Source organism: Shewanella sp. BF02_Schw (assembly GCF_014596695.2).
Taxonomy (GTDB): Bacteria; Pseudomonadota; Gammaproteobacteria; order Enterobacterales; family Shewanellaceae; genus Shewanella.
In genome coordinates, this window is sequence record NZ_JABKAW020000001.1 from 1,429,013 (window position 1) to 1,449,380 (window position 20,368).

Sequence of the window (20,368 nt, forward strand, 5' to 3'; positions counted from 1 at the left end):
ATCGATAAATTTAAAGGTAAATACCATGGCAAATGCATTACAAGATCAACTGCTTAAAGCAGGTCTTGCCAGTAAACAAAAAGTACGCGATGCAAAAACACAAAAACGTCGTGACAAAAAAGCCAAAGTTGATGACGGCAGTTCAGAGCTCAAGCAACAAATTGCTGAGCAAAAGTTGCAACAAGCTAAAAAAGATAAAGCATTGAATGAAAAGCGCTTTGCTGAAGCATCTGAAAAAGGTCAAGTACGTGGTTTAATCAGCGAGTTTTCTAAGTTTGCTATTACCGTAGCCCGTGATGCTGAGCTTAAGTTTAACTTCACCTTAGAAAACAAAATTTATTCGGTTTATATTACCGATAAAATCCAAGCTGATTTACTCAATGGCAGTTTAGGCATAGTCCGTTATGAAGATAAAACCTACATCGTGCCGCATAAGCTCGCAGAACGAGTGAAGTTACTTGTTCCACAATGGTGTGGTTACTTATGGGATAAAGCCGCTAAAGACTCTGTTGAGCAGGTGAGTGGAGCCGATGACCCATATGCAGATTATGCAATTCCAGATGATTTAATGTGGTAAGTGGTTACCATTAGCCATTAACCATTAATCATTAATCATTAACAACAAAACGCCTCTAAATAGAGGCGTTTTTGTTTGGTGTTAACCAATACTTTACGAGTCTGCATTAGCCTGTTTTGCCGTTAACGCGATAACTTGCTGACAATAAGCAAGGTGATGGCGGATAGTATCTAAGTATTGTGATGCTTGATTATCGATAAGGTACCAATAACTGGCTGTTTGTGGATACTGATTATAAAACAAAGACTCTGCCATGATGAGATCGCTTTGGTTAGCATAGGTTAACCATTGCACGCTCGGTAAGTTACTCAAGGCGGCTAACAACGCATATTGCACATCAAGATTGTCAGGTTGTTCAGTCGTCACTTGCAAGGCTAAGCGCTGGGCTATTTTAAATTTCGGGTCAGCGTTATCTGGGGTCAACACTTCATTTTGGCGTCGACGAACCGCATCACTCAATAGAACCTCAAACGGATTAATATCAACGGGTTCAGCTTCGTGAAGCAATAGGATAGAGGCATCATCTACAAACAATTCGGGCCACTGAATATTATTACTGGTGAGTTGCAAACCTAATGCAATACGACGCTCACCTAACCAATTATGCACCATGCAAGGCAAATGCTCTGAAGCAGGCATATCATTGGGTCTCGCTAAAGACGGTAATAAAGACATACGTTGTACATTGACCTGTTTTGCCATCAACGACATCAATAAAATGGTCACCAATCCCGAAGATGGCCAGCAGTTAAGTTGTCCTTCGAGTTTTTCACCCACTTCGGTTAGCAATGAAACTAACTGATTGTCATCTAAACTATTACTGACAACGAAGGCCTGATGCGAACCAGCATAAGGACCATTACAAATGTTAATAACGTTATCGGCATCATGTTCAGTCCCATTGAAAATAAAAGTATGTCCAATGTCGGCTGGTTGCCAATCGCCATGTGCATTACCAATGACGGTGATCTGTTGATAGTGCTCAGATTGGGAAGATGATGGGGGGATCTCGTCAGTACGTGTATGCATAAAAGTGCTGTTCGCTATGGTTTATTACTAGAGTTTAATATTCGTGTTTAATTCTGTGGCTTAATACTCGGGTTTAATACTCGGGTTTAATACTCGGGCTTAATACTTGGGTTTGGACCTATTGAGTCATCAAATAAAGTTCAAAATGGCCTTAGATCTCAATCAAATAAGCTGCTAACTCAAGGATCGTACGGGTAATTGTAACTCATTGGAACCCTATTGGGCTGAGAAACGTAAACTATCGAGATAAAGGCTCGCTCTAGCAGACATTCGTCAAATTATGGTTAGATAATTGCTAAAAAGCTTTTCTTTTTGTAGCGCTTTAGTATAAATTAAAACAACTGTTTTAATTATTTGTTTAAGAGACTCTTATGAACCCATACCAAGCCCCGTTAAAGGACATGCAATTCTTGTTGGAACAGGTATTTGATGCCCAAGCTACATGGGAACAACTTCCAGCTATGGCAGATGTTGTCGACATGGATACTGCATTAGCCATTCTAGATGAAGCGAATAAGATCAGCCGTGATCTGCTTCACCCTTTAAATCGCAGTGGTGATGAGCAAGGTGTGGTTCATAAAGGTAATGACATTATTACTCCTGATGGCTTTAAAGAAGTGTATCAGCAGTTTTCAGAAGGCGGCTGGGTAGGGCTTTGTGGTGAGTCAGATTTTGGTGGCATGGGCATGCCAAAAATGCTTGGCGTGTTAGTGGATGAAATGAATTACAGCTCGTGTAATTCGTTTACGTTATATAACTCACTGACCGCTGGTGCGGCGTTATGTATTAACGCACATGCCAATGAAGAATTAAAACAAACTTATTTACCTAATTTATATTCTGGCCAATGGGCTGGTGCAATGGACATGACTGAGCCACATGCTGGTTCTGATTTAAAAGGTATTCGTACCAAAGCAGAACCGCTTGATGATGGCAGTTATTCTATTACCGGTAACAAGATTTTTATTACCGGCGGCGATCATGACTTAACTGAAAACGTCATTCATTTAGTACTCGCAAAACTTTCAGGCTCGAATGGCATATCATTGTTTGTCGTGCCTAAAATCAGCGTTAATGCCGATGGTAGCTTAGGCGAAGCCAATGGTGTTACGGTGGGTTCTATTGAACACAAAATGGGTCTTAAAGCGTCAGCTACCTGTGTGATGAACTATGATAACGCCAAAGGCTTCTTAGTTGGCGAGCCCGACCGCGGTTTAGTGTGTATGTTCACTATGATGAACTACGAGCGTTTAGCCATTGGTTTACAAGGTCTAGGTAACGCACAAGCGGCTTATCAAATGGCCACAGACTATGCTAAAGATCGCCTACAGGGTGTTGCTGCTGCAGGTTCAGCGACTGGCGCAACGTCCGATCCTATTATTGTGCATGGCGATTTACGCCGCATGTTACTCACTATCCGTGCGATGACGGAAGCGGGCCGAGCATTATCGGTTTATACCGGTAAGCAGTTGGATTTAGCAAAGTATGCCAGTGGCGATGTGCAAGCTAAAGCGGCTAGGTACGTTGGTTTGCTTACACCTGTTTCAAAAGCATTTTTAACCGACCGCGGTTTAGATGCCACGGTTATGGGTCAGCAAGTGTTTGGTGGTCATGGTTATATTCGTGAAACCGGTATCGAGCAATTTGTTCGTGATACCCGTATTGCACAAATATACGAAGGCACTAACGGTATTCAAGCTATCGACTTTTTAGGTCGTAAAATTACTTACGATAATGTCGCCACTTTGACTGAATTTGTTGCTGAAGTGAATGCAAGTATTGCGCAATTAACTCAGGCTAATACTGAGCATAAAGCGATGGTAAGCCAAGTGTTTGCGGAGTTACTCACAACAGCTAACTACGTCAATGACAACAAGAAAACTCAACCAGCATTAGTTAACGCTTGTGCTGTCGACTTCTTAGATGCCTTTGGTTATGCCTTATACGGTTACTTCTGGCTATTGATGGCCGACAAAGCGTCAAGTCATGAAGATGCTAGCTTTGCTGCCCAAAAGCAGTTTGTGGCTGACTTCTATATGGATAAGCTATTATCAAAATCTCAGTATCATTTATCACAAGTTAATCAGGGTGATAAATCGATAATGGCAATGCCTGCAGAAATGTTCTAAGTCTACATTTGCAATGCAACAAGATAATAAGCCTTCCGATGGAAGGCTTATTTGTTTGGCAGTCTTTATATCATCAAGGTTTTAAGCAGCGTTTCAAGCAGCGTTTCAAGCGTTGTGCTAACCAAGGTAAATAACCAACGTTTAATCGCGTTGATCTAGCAAACTATTTTAGCTTTAGCATCGCATAACGTGTTGACTACAGGTTAGGCAATTACTTAGTGCGCTTCCAATAGATAAACGCCACAATGGCCACAAGAGCAATGGCGGGTGTTAATTGAATTAAATGGTGAAACAGTCCAACACCACCATGTCCCTCATGCGCCATAGCAATAGATGGAATAGTGGCAAGGATAAAGGCAATTGATAAATATTTCATGGTGTTGTCCTTGTATTTGTAAGGTTACTCTGGTTATTAGGTTAGGGTATTTCAATATAACGCTTTGATAAAAATCGTGTTATGTGTCCATGACAAGCTGCATTAACATCATGTCTTCACCGTCAATCACGGTGGTTTTATTTGACTGGCAAATGGGGCAAACAATGGTTCGTTCATCTACTTGCGATTGTTGTTCGCATTGATTGCACTGCAACACTAATGGCTGAACATTAATAATTAATCTTGCCTCATGACAAACACTGCCTAATTTAAACGTTTCAAAAGCTGTCGATAGTAAGGTTGGCTCAACGCCACTTAACACCCCAATTTTCAGTTCAACTTGCTCAATTCGTGTGGCTTTATGCAGCTGTGCAAGCGCTTCGCATTGTTCCATTAATGACATCACAATCGAGTATTCATGCATTAACAAATCCTTGGCAGTAATTCACCTTGTGGTAAATCTAAATAGCGACTGCTGCCCCAAGGTGTTTGTAGCACCACTTTGCCAGGATGGCGTTCAGTAACATGGCCAATAATTGCTGCGTGTTCACAATGTCCATAGCGCTGCATCACCTCAATAGCCCCTTCGGCGACATCCATTGGCAATGCCATAATAAAGGTGCCCTCATTGGCTAAATCGAAAGGTTCAAAGCCAAATAACTCACATAAGCCTTTTACTTCATCACAAATAGGAATGCTGGCTTCTTCAACATCAATGCCAATGTTCGAGGCTTTGGCCCACTCATTTAGCACCGCAGATAAACCACCGCGAGTCGCATCTCGCATGGCATGAATATCGATATTTGCCACCAGCAGTTGTTCAACAATCGGCCATAGCGTATCGCAGTCACTGCACAAATCAGATTCAAGTGTTAAGCCATCACGGGCCATTAAAATTGCCGCACCATGACAACCAATGTCACGAGAGACAATAATGGCGTCGCCCACTTGTAAATTACGCACTGAAATATTCGGATGTAAAATACGCCCTACACCAGAGGTATTAATAAATAGCCCGTCAGCACAGCCTTTAGGCACCACTTTAGTGTCGCCGCAAACTATCCGCGCGCCTGATTTGTGTAATTCAGCAGCCATGCTATTCACAATAGTGGTTAAGTCATCCAGTGGAAAACCTTCTTCAATAATAAAACTACAGCTTAAATATTCGGGTTGTGCAGCCATCATGGCTAAATCGTTTACCGTGCCGGCAATCGCGAGTTTACCGATATCGCCACCAGCAAAAAACAACGGTGAAACGGTAAAAGAGTCAGTGGTAAAAGCAATATGACCACACATATTCAGTTTGGCCGCGTCTTCTTGCGAAGTTAAAATCGGATTATCAAAGGCTTTAAAAAACAAATCGTGGATCAATTGATCCATTTCTTTACCGCCACCACCGTGGCTAAGTTGAATCGTCTTTTTAGATGGCATGATTAACTTCTCCATAGCGGTAATAAGCATTACACGCGCCCTCTGAGCTAACCATGCAGCTGCCCAGCGGTGTTTGTGGTGAGCAGCCTCGGCCAAACACTTTGCAGTCTTTAGGGTTGGCTAAGCCTCGCAAAATATCGCCACACATACAGGCTTTATGGTCATCAATTTCGGTTGTCGGCAATACTTTTGCATAAATGCGTTCGGCATCGCGATGATGATATTCAGGACGCAGTGTCAGTGCCGAATTGGCAATAGGCCCTAATCCACGCCAGCGAAAGCTGTCACGGACCATAAAATATTTGTCGACAAGTTGTTGTGCAGCAATATTGCCCTCGTAACTCACTGAGCGGCTGTATTGGTTATCAAGCTCCGCTTTGCCAGCCACTTTTTGGCGCACAATACGTAAAATGGATTCCATCACATCTACCGGTTCAAACCCAGACACCACAACAGGGGTTTTGTATTGGTCGACAGTTGATTGGTAGATTTGAGCCCCACTAATCACGCTGACGTGAGCAGGACCGATAAAAGCGTTTACTTTACTGCGACTATCAGACATCACAGCATCAATGGCGGGTGGAACCAGCACATGGTTTATATGAAACAAGATATTGTCTATTTTCAGTGCTTCAGCCTGTGCCAGTAAGGCGGCCGTCATTGGCGTTGAGGTTTCAAAACCAATAGCGAAAAAAATCACGGTTTTGTCAGGATTATCTTGGGCAATTTTTAAGGTATCCAATGGATCGTATATAGGTCTAATATCGCAGCCTTTAGCGCGAAACTGCGCCAAGCTGCCCATTGAACCCGGCACTCTGATCATGTCGCCCAAGGTGACTAAAATGGTATCGGCTTGAGAGGCAAGGGTAGCGGCATGGTCAATTCGCTCTTTAGGCATAACGCACACTGGGCAACCCGGACCGTGAATAAAGTGAATATTGTCGGGTAAAAGCTGTAATAAACCGTACTTCATAATGGTATGGGTGTGGCCACCACACACTTCCATAATGTTTATTTGCTCAGTCGTTTTAGCCGCTTGTTGAGCTATCAATTGCGCTAAATGACGAATAGTCTGAGGATCTCGAAACCCTTGATAAAAGTCATTTAGGCTAATCATTGCTCAGACTCCAATTCCATCTCAGCGACAATTTGTTGATATAAATCGAGGCTTTCTTGTGCATCATTGTGGTCAATTTTATTCATCACAAAACCGATGTGAATCAATACGAAGTCGCCTAACGCCAACGGATCGCATATCAAATGACAACTCACACGACGTTTAACACCAAGCGTATCAACAGTGACTGTTGCATCGTCATGAATTTCAACTACTTTTGACGGTACTGATAAGCACATAGCTAATATTCCTTATGTTCATCAAACCACGTTGCTAATACTTTCATCGAATCAGGGTTTTTCACTGATACAACGAGTAATTCCACATCTGGATTTAATTTACTTAACTGTGCTTTGGCTTCGTCAATACTAAAGTCAAAGTAAGGAAGTAGGTCAGATTTGGTGATAACCACTAAATCTGCTCGGCGGAACATCACCGGATACTTCTCAATTTTATCGTCACCTTCAGGCACTGATAACAACACAATATTTTTATGGGTGCCAACATCATAACTGGCAGGACACACAAGATTACCGACGTTCTCAACGAAGCAAATATCAATATCATCTAAATTAATGTGATGCAGTGCACCGTGAACCATAAATGCATCGAGGTGACAGGCAGAGCCAGTTTGAATTTGATAGGCGTTGATACCCTTGGCAATTAAACGGTCGGCATCGCGTGAGGTTTCAAGGTCGCCTTCGATCACGGCATAGCGAGCATCAAGGTATTCATGTAAACATTCTAAAAGACTGGTTTTACCGCTGCCAGGACTACTCATTAGATTAAAGGCGCTGACCTGATGAGCCGCAAAATGATCACGATTATGTTGTGCTTCGACATCATTTTTATCCAATATTTTATGGATAACCGCTAAGGTCTTTTTATCGTTAAGCTGAGGATTACTATGAAGAGTATGGTCATGATCATGGGTAATTGAACAGCCGCAATCTTTACACATGTTATGTTCCTTAACCTTGTTGTTATTCTTATTAACTAGTGTCGGTTAAGTGGATTAAGGATTCTTTGATACACATCAGTTTTTGCAATAAACACTGTGAACAACAGTGTTATTACGTTAATTATGTGACCAAAGCCACAATTATCTGAAGGTCAACATTGATGTAGCATTGCAGCGTTATCGATACCGGCTGCCAGCCGGATTATGATAAAAATTAATCTATTCAAGTTACTTACAGTGGTTAAATTGTCATTAGTATTTGATACACCTAAGCCTACGCCATGTGATGTATGGCATACCACAATTGACCTAATGCAATACCACCGTCATTAATGGGAATATGGCCACTGGGCAAAACTTGCCGTTGGCCACGTTTACAATCATAAATGCACTGGCTTAGTAAGGTTTTGTTTTGAAATACACCACCACAAAATACCTGCGGTAACTGGGGATATTGCTGCCCAATGCTATCCAATTGCTGGCTAATAACATTGATAAAATGCCAACATATTTGTTGGTTAATTAAAGGGTTATGTGAGCTTTCCACAGCACAGTTAACTAATTGAGTGATAAAGTCGCTACTGTGCCATTGAATTGGTTGTGAGTCAGTGTCGCTTATGGTGTTGAGTGTTACAGATAAAGGTTCAATATTTGACTTGAAATTATAGGCATTGGCTGCCGCTTCAATCATCATTCCCGCTTGGCCTTCGTATTGCGAGCTACCAATAAAGCCTAACGCCACCGCAAGAGCATCAAATAAACGTCCAACAGATCGACATTCAATACAATGGCTATTGTTACGCCATAATTGATACAAATTAGTGACAGTTTTGCTGCCCAAATCGGCTATAGCGGCAATCGGGAGTATAAGCACTTGTTCAAGCGACATCCGTTCAAACAATAATGCCAGCAGAATTCTAACCGGGTGTTTAATGGCTTGTTCACCGCCAATGAGCTTAAAGCAACTAAAGTGGGCCACAGTGGTAAAACCGTCAACATCAGCAAGCATCACTTCGCTGCCCCATAATGTAGCGTCATCACCTAAGCCTGTGCCATCAAAACTGAATCCTAATACTTTCTCAGTGCGTTGGTGCATCGCCATAACCGATAACACATGGGCGAAATGGTGTTGTATGCCAATACAATGAGATGGCAAAAGGTGATGTTCCGATTGGTAATTTTCCGCCCATTGTGTCGGCGCATATTGCGGGTGATTATCATGCACAATATGACTCGGGCTGAAGTCATACAAACGCTTAAACGTCGCTAAGCTTCGGCTAAAATATTGCTCTGCTTCAAGGCTGAATAAATCACCAATGTGCGGTGATACAATCAAATTATCGGCAAAACCGAATGCGACCGTATTTTTCTGTTGTGCGCCAACAGCCAACACGCTGTTTTGGCTGTTTGATAGCATTGGTGTATGCAAATTAATGGTTAGCGGCGCATAACCGCGAGCCAATCGAATCACTTGCAGTTGCTCGTCAATCACTTGTACCACACTGTCATCACAAGCATTAATAATCGGCCGATTATGGTCGAGTATCCCATCAACTACATGGCTTAAATACTGTTCAATGTCAGCCTGATTACCAATAATGGGTTCACCGCTGCGATTGGCGCTAGTCGCTACAATGGGTTTCTGTAATCGCTGCATCAATAAATGATGTAATGGTGTGTAGGGTAAAAATACTCCAAGGCGATCAATACCCGGCGCTAGCAATGGACTCAGTCTGATCGGCCCATTATTTGATCCATCATCTTTACCATTACCACTGTTATCATTACTAACAACACGTTTGGTCATCAAAGTAATCGGCTTCTCAGGGCTGGTTAACACTTGCCATTCCGTTTCAGTACCGCTGACACATAATTTTGCTTGGGCTAAGTTGGTCACCATTATCGCTAATGGCTTAGCGAGGCGTTGTTTACGTTCGCGCAGGGCTGCAACCGCATCGTTATTGGTGGCATCACACACCAAATGAAAACCGCCTAAACCTTTAATGGCGATGATGCCACCACGGTTTATCATTTCAACGGCTTGCTCTAATGCTATTAACATCGATGAATCATAAAGACATTCAGCACGAGCATTGATGACGCTAAAGGTTAACTGTGGGCCACAATGTGGGCAACTGACAGGTTGGGCATGGTAGCGTCGATTCATTGGGTTGGTATAAGCGGCGTGGCAATCTTCGCACATCTCAAAATCAGCCATGGCGGTGTTGCATCGGTCATAAGGCAGGGCGTTGATAATGGTATAGCGCGGACCGCAATTGGTGCAATTAGTAAACGGATATTGATAGTGACGGTTTTGAGGATCATTAATGTCGTTAAGACAATCTCGGCAAATACTCATGTCGGCCGAAATAGCCACATTTGCATGTTCGTCAGTAGAGGCATGGCTTTCAATAATACTAAATTTGTCAAACAAACTTAATTGAGTTTGATGAGTAACCTCAATAGCATCAATTCGCGCTAATGGCGGCGGGGATTTAGCTAATGTATCGATAAACTGTTCAATCTGTTCGCTATTACCCTGTAAAACAATCGTCACCCCAAGGTGATTATTCAGCACACTACCGAGTAAAGTTAACTGATGTGCCAAACGAAACACAAAGGGGCGAAAACCAACCCCTTGTACAATACCTTTAACAATAATGGTAACTTGCTGTAATGGTTTCATAAGGACTCAATCTCATACAAGGATAAGCAATAACTGATATACCTTAAGATACCTTTTATCCACGTCGTTGTTTGAGATATAGCCCTCCAATTGCGATATTAACGCCATCTAAATCCAGTAATGGATTAACCAGCAGCGGAAAGTTTTTACCAATGCGTAATTGCACCCGATCAGTTAACACCGGATTAGCAAATTCGCTTCCTGCAATCACTAATTGTTTTACGCCAATATTTTGATCTAAATGTTCAACCCAATGGCTTAAGTAGTCGGCAAACGAGTCATGAAATGCAAACGCAAGTTTTGCTAAGTTAGTCTCGCCTGCCAACTTGAAACTCATTAACGAGCCGAATGTTTTACACCAATTAAGGCTACGATGTGCGGCACCTTTGGTGAGTGGAAAGTCAATGCGTGGTGCATTGTTGCCATGATGCGCCATCGCTAAAGCAATAAATTTATCGGCAAGTTCGGTTACCGTCACACGTTGAGCGGTTTCTACTGGATAGGCACCAATAATCAGGGTAGCAACAGCCATTAGCTGAGACAATGCACCATCGTTGGCTTGAATGTGCAGGTCCAATAATTGATTATATTCGGCAGGAAATAATTGTTTAAACTTATCTAACAGGCTTTTTTGAGGAGACTCAGACAAACTATGACAAATCTCATAACCTGTTGTCGGCAACGTCGGTAATTGGAAAAATAACTCAGGCTTACTTTGGCTGTCGAGGGTGACAATTTGGCAAGTATTATGTTGGCTGAAATACAATACCGCAGCATGCTTAACAAATTGTGCTTTATGATGATTTTTATTGGGGTCACAGCGCAGTACCGCGGCATTTAACGCACATAAGCTGGTAGTAATATCGTTAGTGATCGTGCTCGAATCATCTGCGCAAGAGCTCGCTAAAACAGCTGGCACAGCTAACGGTAAAGCTGACCGTGAATTAGAAGGTTTAGCATCGTTGTCACTCACTCGCCAATTAATGTCAGTTGTAGAACTTTGAACCGTAAACGTATGCAGATCATCTTGGTAATGATGCTCATCATGCAAACAGGTTACGTTAGTGGGTAACGGTATGGTGCCATTACCTAGGGTGGTAATGGGTAACCATTGTTGATTAACACTGGCCAAACGCAGCGGCTTATTGAGCAAGGCTTCTTGGCTAGTATGCAGGTCAATATCATGAGTGACATGCAACCAATTAATGCCTTTTTGGCGTAACACTTCCGTGAGTATCACTAACAAACGATTTTCAGCAAATTGAATTTCATACAGTGGCGCTAATAAACTGGGGTGATCGCTACTTGGTCGTACTCTTAGTAACGGTTTTTCGATGCTAGATAATGCCAACACTTGGCTGTCATTAACAATAAAATGGCTATTTAAAGAATTGGGATTACAGACTAATATTCGCGGCCGTTGATATTTTATTGTTGTGGTTATTGCGGTTATAGGCGCATTGGTCTGTGATGAGTTTATGCGTTGATCATCTGCATTTTGCGATATTGTTGAGGGGAGTATGGTTGAGGGTTGTATGGTTGAGGAGAATATGGCCGCGGGTGGGGTCAACCATAACGTGATCCCAAGAATAGGTAAGGGTAGAGCCTTATGGCTTAGTAGGCGGTTTGCCATCGCGGCGATGTCGGCCTGAGTTAACGATTTTTCATCGCGACTGAGTTTTTCATGTCCCATACAATGATGACATTGCAGATTAATATCACCAAAAGAGGGATGTTGATTATCGCCAAATTGTGGTTGGCAATGCTGACAAAAATACAGCGGTAAACCAGAATAAAGCGGTTTAATCTTAAATGGTTTTCGCTGTCCGCTGTGTTGCTCAATCCGCTGAATGTGAGTGTCAAGTAACCAAACGGATAACAAAAAATCACTGGCAATCTCATCGGCTAACGCTTCAAGTTGCGCTTGCGTAGCAAAGGCCTCAATAAAGTAACGTATTTTACTGGTTTGAGGCTCGGATTCAGCACCAATACTGATATTAAATTCGTTGCGCTCCAGGTATTGATTACACAAGTGCTCATATAAGGGCACATGGCGTTGGCATACAAAATCAAATCGAATGTTATGCATCGACATAGCAACCTCGCTTATAGGCGTCAGGAATCACCTCATCAATAGTAATATCAGCCACAATCTGCTGGCTAAACCCTAAGTCGGTCAAATGGGTTAACAGAGCATGTTCCATTAGCGGAATGGCGGCATGTAAATGTGGTGTAAGCCCCAAAGTCATTGGCTCAATCACGGTCGGGGTAACGCCTAATACAAACGTGTGAGGTCTATCACCCACAATGTCCATCATGTTGAGTGTTTGCAGCATTTCCACTTCATGAGCACTGCCTTGCCAATCAATTTCAGCAGGGGCGTGATCAAAATCAAAAAAGTACACTTCACCGGGCTCCACACCAACACTATTAACCGTATCGACCACAATCAAATGGTCGTACTGGCTTATCATCGGAATAAGGCCTTGAGCTAGGGTGCCACCGTCGACAATATCTATGCTGTCAGTTTGGTGGCTGAATTGGTATTTGTCTTTGATATAATTAACAAAATGCACGCCGACTCCTTCATCGGCGTACAATACATTGCCTATACCTAACAGCAATATTTTTTTCACAATTATTCATTCATCCTATTTATGTACTTTGTGATAGTCATAACCAGACACAATAGAATCGACTGAATTATGTTTAAAGCGAATACCCGACCACACCGCCATATACATGTGGATCACCACAAAGATGATGAAGGCCCATGTTAAGTAATGATGATAAATCCGCAGTGGCGCTAAACCACCACAGAGGCCGGTTATCCATGCCGATACATCACCGAGCATTCCGCCAATACCTAAATGGTACACATTGGCGTACAGCACTAAGCCGGTGATACACATAATCAAGGCGACAAACGAAATGGCCACATAGGTCATAAACTGTAATGGTCCGTAAACGCCGGCTTTGTCTAAACTGCCCATCCAAAAATAGGATTTTATTTGCGATATCCAGCTTCGAGGCGATAGCACATCTTTAAATGATCGTCTTTCATTGTTAATACGACTAAAGAAAAACAAGTAAAAACGCACAAAGGTAATACTGGTTAACAAAAATCCAAAAATGATATGGGCAAAGCGGATCCAACCTTGTACCAATACATCAGTGCTGGCAGGCGCCACTAAAAATGGCCACGAGATATAAAATCCGGTGATCACTAATACCAAAATGGCCAGAGCGCGTAACCAGTGAAATATTCGAATCGCTGGAGTAAATATCAGCTGCCGATTATGGGTTGCAATATGTTCCATACTTTTATCCCTCCTACTCCATTACCTTTGATTAAAACCCATTTGGATCAATTTTAAATTGACCTAGGGTGTGTTTCTTGTAATCCATCACGTGAACGGAACACGCCATACAAGGATCAAAGGAATGAATAATGCGAATGACTTCTAACGGCTTAGTTGGGTCTTCAAGTTTCAAACCAATCAACGAAGCTTCGTATGGGCCCATTTTACCGTTAGCATCCACAGGGCCTGCGTTCCAGGTAGTAGGAACCACAGCTTGGTAGTTTTCGACTTTGGCATCTTTAATCCGGATCCAATGACTTAACATGCCGCGAGGGGCTTCAATCATCGAATAACCTTCGTAAACACGGTCTGGGTCTATTTCAGGTTTAACGTAAGTAGACTGATCCGACTGTATATTCACCAGTAAAGCATCAAAGGTTTGCAAACTGGCCTGGCCAACCAACACCGTTTGCAACATACGTGCAGCAGTACGGCCTAAAGTGGTAAACAATGCTTCAAGAGGCAAACCAGTGCGAGCTAACAAACCATCAACCGCATTGACCACAACTTGATTGCCACGGGCATAGTTAACCAACAAACACGCTAGTGGACCTACTTCAATCGGTTCATCTTGGTAACGCGGAGACTTAACCCACGAGTATTTACCATCGCCATTAATGGTGGGCAATTTGCCATACACAGTGTCGCGCTCAATAAACCCGGTGTAATCAGGAATGGTGGTTCCTTGATATGGATGTTGCGGACCATCAGCTTTATACCAGGCGTGAGTCACATCTTCTTTAATCAAGCTCGGGTCGATATCCAATACATTGGCTAAATCACCGTTTAAAATGACCCCTTGGTTAAATAAGTACTCGCCATCGGTTGTAATAAAATCTTCACCGCACAAGAAACTGTTAACATTTACGCCGCCAAGTACACTGGCTTCTGTACCAAATGCTTCTGCTGCCATCACAATATCGGCTTGGTAAGCTCGCTCAATAAAGTCTTGCACGATAGCGTGCTTTTGTTTCCATTCTTGTAAACGGGCAGGGCTTAACATGTCACGTACTGAGGTTACGCCGCCCACAACAATAGACTGTGGATGTGGCGATTTGCCGCCAAAAATAGCTAACATTTCAGCTGCCACACGTTGTACTTCAAGTGCTTTTAAATAATGCGATAACGCAATGAGGTTTTGCTCAGGGGTAAAACGATAAGTACCATTACCCCAATAGGCATTGGCAAATGGACCCAGTTTTCCGGTTTCGACCAAGCCTTTCACTCGTGCCTGTACCGCTTTTAATTCACCTTCACCGGCAGCAATCGGTGCATCAGAATAATTCATTGCCACTTTAGCCGCTAAGGCTGGGTCGGCACTTAATGCTGATACCACATCCACCCAATCCAAACCATGTAGATGATAAAAATGCACAATATGATCATGCATGTAGAGTGATGACTGCATTATGCTGCGCAGGTATTTAGCATTAAGTGGGATCTTAACCCCAAGGGCATTTTCAACGGCCTCAGTACCGCAACGATAATGCGAATAGGTACATACGCCACAAATACGCTGCACAATTAAGCCCACATCCATTGGAGTTCGGCCTTTTAAAATAACCTCAATACCTCGCCATAAGGTCGACGAAGACCAAGCCTTGGTAATGACATTATTGTCATCCACTTCAACTTCGACACGTAAATGGCCTTCGATACGGGTGATAGGGTCGATAACGACACGTTTACTCATGATTATTCCTCCAAAGGCTTAGCAAATACGCTAGCAACTGCATGGGCGCCAATACCAACAACGGTAGCGCCTAAAATGACCGCACCAATGGTGTCAGCGGTGGCATCTATGCCATGTAAAAGTTGGCGTCCTAGCGGTTTTTCAAAGTCCGCCATGTCATCCCAAAAATTCGGCTCAGAGCAACCCATACAGCCATGACCCGCTAACACTGGCCAACTGGTGTGATGGTTAAAACGCTCAGTAGGGCAGTTGTTGTAGGTATATGGGCCTTTACAGCCGACTTTATAAAGGCAGTAACCTTCTTTAGCACCTTCATCACCAAATTCTTCAACAAACTCACCAGCATCAAAGCGCCCACGACGTTCACAGTTATCATGTACCCGTGCGCCGTAAGCCCATTTAGGACGATTAAACATATCCAGTGCAGGTAACTTACCGAACATAATGAAATACATTAGCGTGCCAACAATGTTCTTTTCGCTCGGAGGGCAACCGCCTAAGTTAATCACAGGTTTATCGACCACTTCGTAAACACCTTTTGCCCCAGTCGGGTTAGGTGCAGCGGCTTGTACACCGCCAAAAGCAGCGCAAGTACCAACGGAGATAATCGCGGCAGCATTTTCAGCTGCTTCCTTAACAATGTGTAAACCCGTATGACCTTTACAACCCACGGTTAAAAAGGTGCCGTTATTGGCGGTAGGGACCGCACCTTCAACGGCCAGCAAATACCGACCTTTGTAGGTTTCAAGAGCGTTTTCTAGGTTCTCTTCTGCTTGCCAGCCAGCGGCTGCCATTAAGGTTTCGTGATATTCAAGCGAGATATGATCGAAAATCAATGTGTCGAGGTTGGGCGTGTCGGTACGAATTAATGACTCAGAACAGCCAGTACATTCGGCTAAATGTAACCAAATTAGCGGCACTCGGTCGGCTAATTCTGCCGCTTCGGCAACCAGATTACTAAAGGGTAGGGGCAAGGCAAACATTGCAGTGACCGACGCGGTCCACTTAATGAAGTCTCGACGAGATATCCCAATGTTGGCCATTTTTTGTTGTAGTGACACGGGCTGACGTTGGGCAAATTGGCGTAAATAATCAAGGCGGTCTTGACCCTGTTTATAAAGGGCTGCATGTGTGTCCATGTTGATACCTTCTGCTTAAGTTAGCTCAGTGGCTAATAATTAGTTGCAATCCATCGGTATCAATATTAAAACTCAGCCAAAAATGGTCTTTGATGTAAATCAACTTGTAAGATATTTCCTTAGCATATGTAGGGCTATATCGTCGAATACATGATGTTGATCAAGTTAACAAAAATGAAATCGGACAAATTGTCGCAGATCACCATTTTATTGACGTTATTATTTATAGACTTGCTGATGTTGGCGAGTTAAATCTTGTTCAATCTAGTTGTGTGCGGAGCGGATGCTCGTTGGATACTTATCACTAGCCATCTCCGCCACAGGATAACGTCATGGTTAAACGGCTAATAACTGGTTCTGCTTATTATGAGTGAACGTGTCATCCGTTTACCGAATACAGAGCAGGTATCATTGATTAAAGAATGCTAATAATGACAACGTACAGCGAAGTAAGCTGGACAAAAAATGCTAATTTATCCATAAGATAAACTCACAATTTGATTAGACACGGCTTTAACTTTGCTTGTTTTTATAACATTATGACAACAAAGATGTGTTTTACTTAAACATCAATGACATTAACTATGACGTTAACAATGACATTAAAAGGATGTTACTCACCCATGAGAGCCACTTATCTATTTTTGTTATGTCCATTGCTCGTGCCTATCGTTACCAGCGCAAACAACTTGCCTAACTTCCTCACGGCAGACTCCGATAAAGAGTACCGTGCAACAATTAATCATTTACGGGGTTTATTACCCAAAAATGGCATTGCAGAAATATTGCCTGGGTTAGCCTCACCGTATGGGGTGCTTGATGTGCATCCAACAAAATTTACCTCTGCAGAGGATAAAAATGATTTTGCTAACTTCAATTTAGGTGTAATGAGTCACGCGATATTTAAAGCCGATCCCCAATTTGTCACCAGTTTGCCCAATAGAGTGCTGTGCAATGAAAAATCATGTCGAGACCAAAGGGTTAAGGCCATCAACATATTGCTGATAGAGCAAGACGTAATCAGTCGTTTTTTTAAGGACAACGTCGATATCACTATTGTTCAGCGCTCAGATGATAATGTATTTAGAGTCAATAATGCATTTTTCACCCCCGCAGGTATTATTCAATATCAACCGTCAGCGGTAGCTGGGTTTGTACCTTCAGCCGATGCCACATATTTTAAAAATGTCACCAATATAGAAGCGTGTGATTTGTGCTCATCACGCTCAGCTAAGGTAAGAGACATTATGGCCAAGCACCACATTGCCGCGATGGTTAAAGAAAGTGACGGCGTAATAAATATTATTTTCGATGGTATCAGTAATAATCATTGGGGAGTTAAGCTAAGCGACAACTCAGATGTTAAGCCGGTAAAAGGGCAGCCAAATGCTTTGGGGTATCGATATGATGATGTTATAGCGATAACACCAACCGTTATTTACTACCAAACTAACTAAAATGATCACCAGCTAAAATATTCACTTCAATATCACGTCAATATTGCGAATCTCGATACGGATAAAACCATTAATGTCAGCTACATTAATGGTTTTTTCGTGTATATGAAGGGGCTAATTTACCGACGTTGACTAAGTTTTTACTGCTGCACCAGGTTAGACCTCATACTGTTATGGCCTAATTACCTTGTCTTCTGCTGCTATTGCCAATAGAGTGACGGCCGGAATGTCCGTAATTCAGCACCATGAGTGTGGAAACAAAAACAACGTAGGTAACAAGTTTGATAGATAATATAGCTTTGATCGTCGATTTTTTTCTCGAACACAAATTATTATTAACGGTGTTAATAATAATGCTTATCTCAGTGATAAAACGTTTTATCATTTCAAGTATTCGTGGCGACGTCGCTTTTCTTTCTGATGTGCAACGCAAATGGATGTCACGCACTAAAAATGGCACCTTCATTTTAATACTGGTTATTTTGTTCATGCTTTGGCAATCCGAAGTTAGCAAGTTTGCACTGTCTGTTACCGCCATTGCCATTGCCATAGTGATAGCATCAAAAGAAATTATTCTTTGCTTTACCGGCTCAATACAACGCGCGAGTTCACGTTCATTTGTGATTGGTGATTGGATTGAAGTAGGGAAAATATATGGCGAAGTGATTGAACATAACTTAATGGCCACCGTTATCCAAGAGATCGACCTTGATCAAGGTCAATATCATTACACCGGTAAAACCGCGACATTACCTAACAGTATGTTTTTTACCTATGCGGTGAAAAACCTCAACTTTATGAAACGTTATGTTTACCACAACATAACCATTACCGTGGTCCAGTTTGTTAATCTCTATACACTGTTTCCTGGGTTAACCCGCCAAATAGAACAGCACTGTGAAGACTTTATCGAAGTGGCTAAGCGTTACAACGGTGTGATAGAAAAACATGCTGGTGTCGATTTACCTGGCAGCGAACCGCATATTCATATCACCAGCGGCATCAACGGCGAGCAAAATGTGCATATCATGATTTTTTGCCCCACCGAACGCGCCATACATTTAGAGCAGTTAATAAGAGAAGACTTTATGATTGCTTACCACGAAAACTTTAGCTAATTCATCTTAAATCGCTCTCTATCGCTCTACATGTTTAGTCCGCACGGCATGATTAATCTCAGTTCAACACTGGGATTAATCATTAACTTCACTGTGTTTTAGCATCAATAACATCAATAACATCAATACAAAGTCTTTGCATGTGTCTATTACTCGTCATCATGACCTTTCAGTAGCGTTTATAGACTCATCTCAGCTTAGTCTCAACAATTGAGTTACACCTCAGTATATAAGGCGTTGTGTACCTCCCACCGTATGCATTTGCGTAGCGAATACAGCGCCGTGGTTAACAAACCGAAAAATAGGTTATTACAACATTGATATACTCAGCGTTGTAGATGTTGTAGATGTTGTAGATGTCATAAATAAAGCTTTTTACGCACTATTTTTTAGAATATTTGATGTAAATAAACAGTGACAATAAAATAACCCCGCCACCAATAAGCTTTTGCATTTCAACTACCTCATCAAGAAAGCTGATAGACAATATTAATGTCCAAATGGGTTCTAAAATCATGATCAGCGAAGCGGTTTCAATTTTAACGCTAAATTGACCGACAGTTTGAAGCAAATAACGCACACTGGTTGCGATAACCGTTGATACCGCAAACCAAAATAGCACATGACCATTTATCTCAAAATGTTCAGGTGAAACCGCAGCCATAATCACGCAACCCACAATGCCCACCATGAATAATTGTACGCAGATGGATGTTAACGGTTTTATATTGGTCAAGACCCGCTTATTCAATACAAAATGCAATGACAGCAGTGCCGATGATAATAAGAAAAACCACTGGCTGTTATCAACTTCCCAGCCAGTTGTGATGGTCAATAACATAATGCCTATACAAGTAATAGGCAGCGATATCCAAAACATGCGGTTAGGTCTTACTTTGAATAATAGCCAAGAAATAAACGGGGCTATAATCATCGCCAGGCTCATGATAAAAGCACCTTCAGACAAAGTACTAGAGATGGTAATCGCGTGAACCCATACTTCAATCGAAGCGGCTAATACCATGCCAACGCCACAAAGCGCGGCAATTTGCTTAGACCTGAGTGCATAAATCTGCTTATAACAAAAAGGCAATAAAATCAGACTCGCGATTAAGAAGCGAGCAGCAATAAACACCTCTCCAGGCATCTCTAAAATAACAAGTTTGGAGGATATCCATCCCACAGCCGCAAGCATTGTGGCCAGTAATAAGGATATTTTGCCGCGCAACGCTTCTTGTTTCATCAAACCGTTTGTTCCAGCTGAGGGATGGCTAAAGGGGCAAGGCTCTTGGC

General features: G+C 42.4%; 18 protein-coding genes. 4 read left to right on the forward strand and 14 right to left on the reverse strand.

Features of this window, described 5'->3' with window-relative positions; all coding sequences use genetic code 11:
• The first annotated feature begins 25 nt into the window (after window positions 1-25).
• The gene (locus HNW13_RS06380; RefSeq protein WP_101087092.1) at window positions 26-577 is read left to right on the forward strand and encodes a DUF2058 domain-containing protein; all 552 of its coding nucleotides are present in this window, start codon (window positions 26-28) and stop codon (window positions 575-577) included.
• Window positions 578-670: 93 nt separating this feature from the next.
• On the opposite strand, the gene HNW13_RS06385 is transcribed toward HNW13_RS06380, so the two are convergent.
• Window positions 671-1,606 (reverse strand): hypothetical protein, encoded by a 936-nt coding sequence (locus tag HNW13_RS06385; RefSeq protein WP_192114994.1) that lies wholly within the window; start codon window positions 1,604-1,606, stop codon window positions 671-673.
• Between the two features lie 371 nt (window positions 1,607-1,977).
• Here HNW13_RS06385 and HNW13_RS06390 point away from each other — a divergent pair, with 371 nt between their 5' ends.
• Window positions 1,978-3,735 carry an acyl-CoA dehydrogenase C-terminal domain-containing protein gene (locus HNW13_RS06390; RefSeq protein ID WP_192114993.1) on the forward strand — a complete coding sequence of 586 codons (1,758 nt, stop codon included), beginning with the start codon at window positions 1,978-1,980 and terminating at the stop codon, window positions 3,733-3,735.
• Window positions 3,736-3,946: 211 nt separating this feature from the next.
• Here HNW13_RS06390 and HNW13_RS06395 read toward each other — a convergent pair whose 3' ends face one another.
• The 12 genes from HNW13_RS06395 to hyaA form a co-directional block, all read right to left on the reverse strand.
• Window positions 3,947-4,111, reverse strand: a complete 165-nt coding sequence (locus tag HNW13_RS06395) for a hypothetical protein (RefSeq protein WP_192114992.1) — start codon at window positions 4,109-4,111, stop codon at window positions 3,947-3,949.
• A gap of 79 nt (window positions 4,112-4,190) precedes the next feature.
• Window positions 4,191-4,535 carry a hydrogenase maturation nickel metallochaperone HypA gene (hypA, locus tag HNW13_RS06400; protein ID WP_192114991.1) on the reverse strand — a complete coding sequence of 115 codons (345 nt, stop codon included), beginning with the start codon at window positions 4,533-4,535 and terminating at the stop codon, window positions 4,191-4,193.
• The gene (gene hypE / locus HNW13_RS06405) at window positions 4,535-5,542 is read right to left on the reverse strand and encodes a hydrogenase expression/formation protein HypE (protein ID WP_192114990.1); all 1,008 of its coding nucleotides are present in this window, start codon (window positions 5,540-5,542) and stop codon (window positions 4,535-4,537) included. The genes hypA and hypE overlap by 1 nt, the downstream gene beginning before the upstream one ends.
• On the reverse strand, window positions 5,532-6,659 hold the full coding sequence (gene hypD / locus HNW13_RS06410; RefSeq protein ID WP_101087097.1) for a hydrogenase formation protein HypD: 1,128 nt from the start codon (window positions 6,657-6,659) through the stop codon (window positions 5,532-5,534). The genes hypE and hypD overlap by 11 nt, the downstream gene beginning before the upstream one ends.
• On the reverse strand, window positions 6,656-6,898 hold the full coding sequence (gene hypC / locus HNW13_RS06415; RefSeq protein ID WP_011637566.1) for a HypC/HybG/HupF family hydrogenase formation chaperone: 243 nt from the start codon (window positions 6,896-6,898) through the stop codon (window positions 6,656-6,658). Before hypC ends, hypD begins: the two co-directional genes overlap by 4 nt.
• 2 nt (window positions 6,899-6,900) lie before the next feature.
• A complete protein-coding gene (hypB, locus tag HNW13_RS06420) occupies window positions 6,901-7,620 on the reverse strand; it encodes a hydrogenase nickel incorporation protein HypB (protein ID WP_192114989.1) in 720 nt (239 codons plus the stop codon).
• Window positions 7,621-7,894: 274 nt separating this feature from the next.
• The gene (gene hypF / locus HNW13_RS06425; protein WP_192114988.1) at window positions 7,895-10,306 is read right to left on the reverse strand and encodes a carbamoyltransferase HypF; all 2,412 of its coding nucleotides are present in this window, start codon (window positions 10,304-10,306) and stop codon (window positions 7,895-7,897) included.
• A 55-nt stretch (window positions 10,307-10,361) separates the two neighbouring features.
• Entirely contained in the window at window positions 10,362-12,401 is a 2,040-nt protein-coding gene (locus tag HNW13_RS06430) for a NiFe hydrogenase (protein WP_192114987.1), read from the reverse strand.
• On the reverse strand, window positions 12,388-12,942 hold the full coding sequence (locus HNW13_RS06435; protein WP_101087100.1) for a HyaD/HybD family hydrogenase maturation endopeptidase: 555 nt from the start codon (window positions 12,940-12,942) through the stop codon (window positions 12,388-12,390). Before HNW13_RS06435 ends, HNW13_RS06430 begins: the two co-directional genes overlap by 14 nt.
• A gap of 15 nt (window positions 12,943-12,957) precedes the next feature.
• Window positions 12,958-13,626 carry a Ni/Fe-hydrogenase, b-type cytochrome subunit gene (gene cybH / locus HNW13_RS06440; protein ID WP_192114986.1) on the reverse strand — a complete coding sequence of 223 codons (669 nt, stop codon included), beginning with the start codon at window positions 13,624-13,626 and terminating at the stop codon, window positions 12,958-12,960.
• A gap of 31 nt (window positions 13,627-13,657) precedes the next feature.
• Window positions 13,658-15,361 carry a nickel-dependent hydrogenase large subunit gene (hyaB, locus tag HNW13_RS06445; RefSeq protein ID WP_011637560.1) on the reverse strand — a complete coding sequence of 568 codons (1,704 nt, stop codon included), beginning with the start codon at window positions 15,359-15,361 and terminating at the stop codon, window positions 13,658-13,660.
• Window positions 15,362-15,363: 2 nt separating this feature from the next.
• The gene (hyaA, locus tag HNW13_RS06450; protein ID WP_192114985.1) at window positions 15,364-16,500 is read right to left on the reverse strand and encodes a nickel-dependent hydrogenase small subunit; all 1,137 of its coding nucleotides are present in this window, start codon (window positions 16,498-16,500) and stop codon (window positions 15,364-15,366) included.
• Between the two features lie 623 nt (window positions 16,501-17,123).
• On the opposite strand from hyaA, the gene HNW13_RS06455 reads away from it, so the two are divergent.
• Entirely contained in the window at window positions 17,124-17,957 is an 834-nt protein-coding gene (locus HNW13_RS06455) for a hypothetical protein (RefSeq protein ID WP_192114984.1), read from the forward strand.
• Window positions 17,958-18,241: 284 nt separating this feature from the next.
• Window positions 18,242-19,075, forward strand: a complete 834-nt coding sequence (locus HNW13_RS06460; RefSeq protein ID WP_101087229.1) for a mechanosensitive ion channel family protein — start codon at window positions 18,242-18,244, stop codon at window positions 19,073-19,075.
• 382 nt (window positions 19,076-19,457) lie between these two features.
• Here the strand turns inward: HNW13_RS06460 and HNW13_RS06465 are convergent, their stop codons facing one another.
• Window positions 19,458-20,318, reverse strand: coding sequence for a DMT family transporter (locus tag HNW13_RS06465; RefSeq protein ID WP_192114983.1), 861 nt, complete (start codon window positions 20,316-20,318; stop codon window positions 19,458-19,460).
• Between the last annotated feature and the right edge of the window lie 50 nt (window positions 20,319-20,368).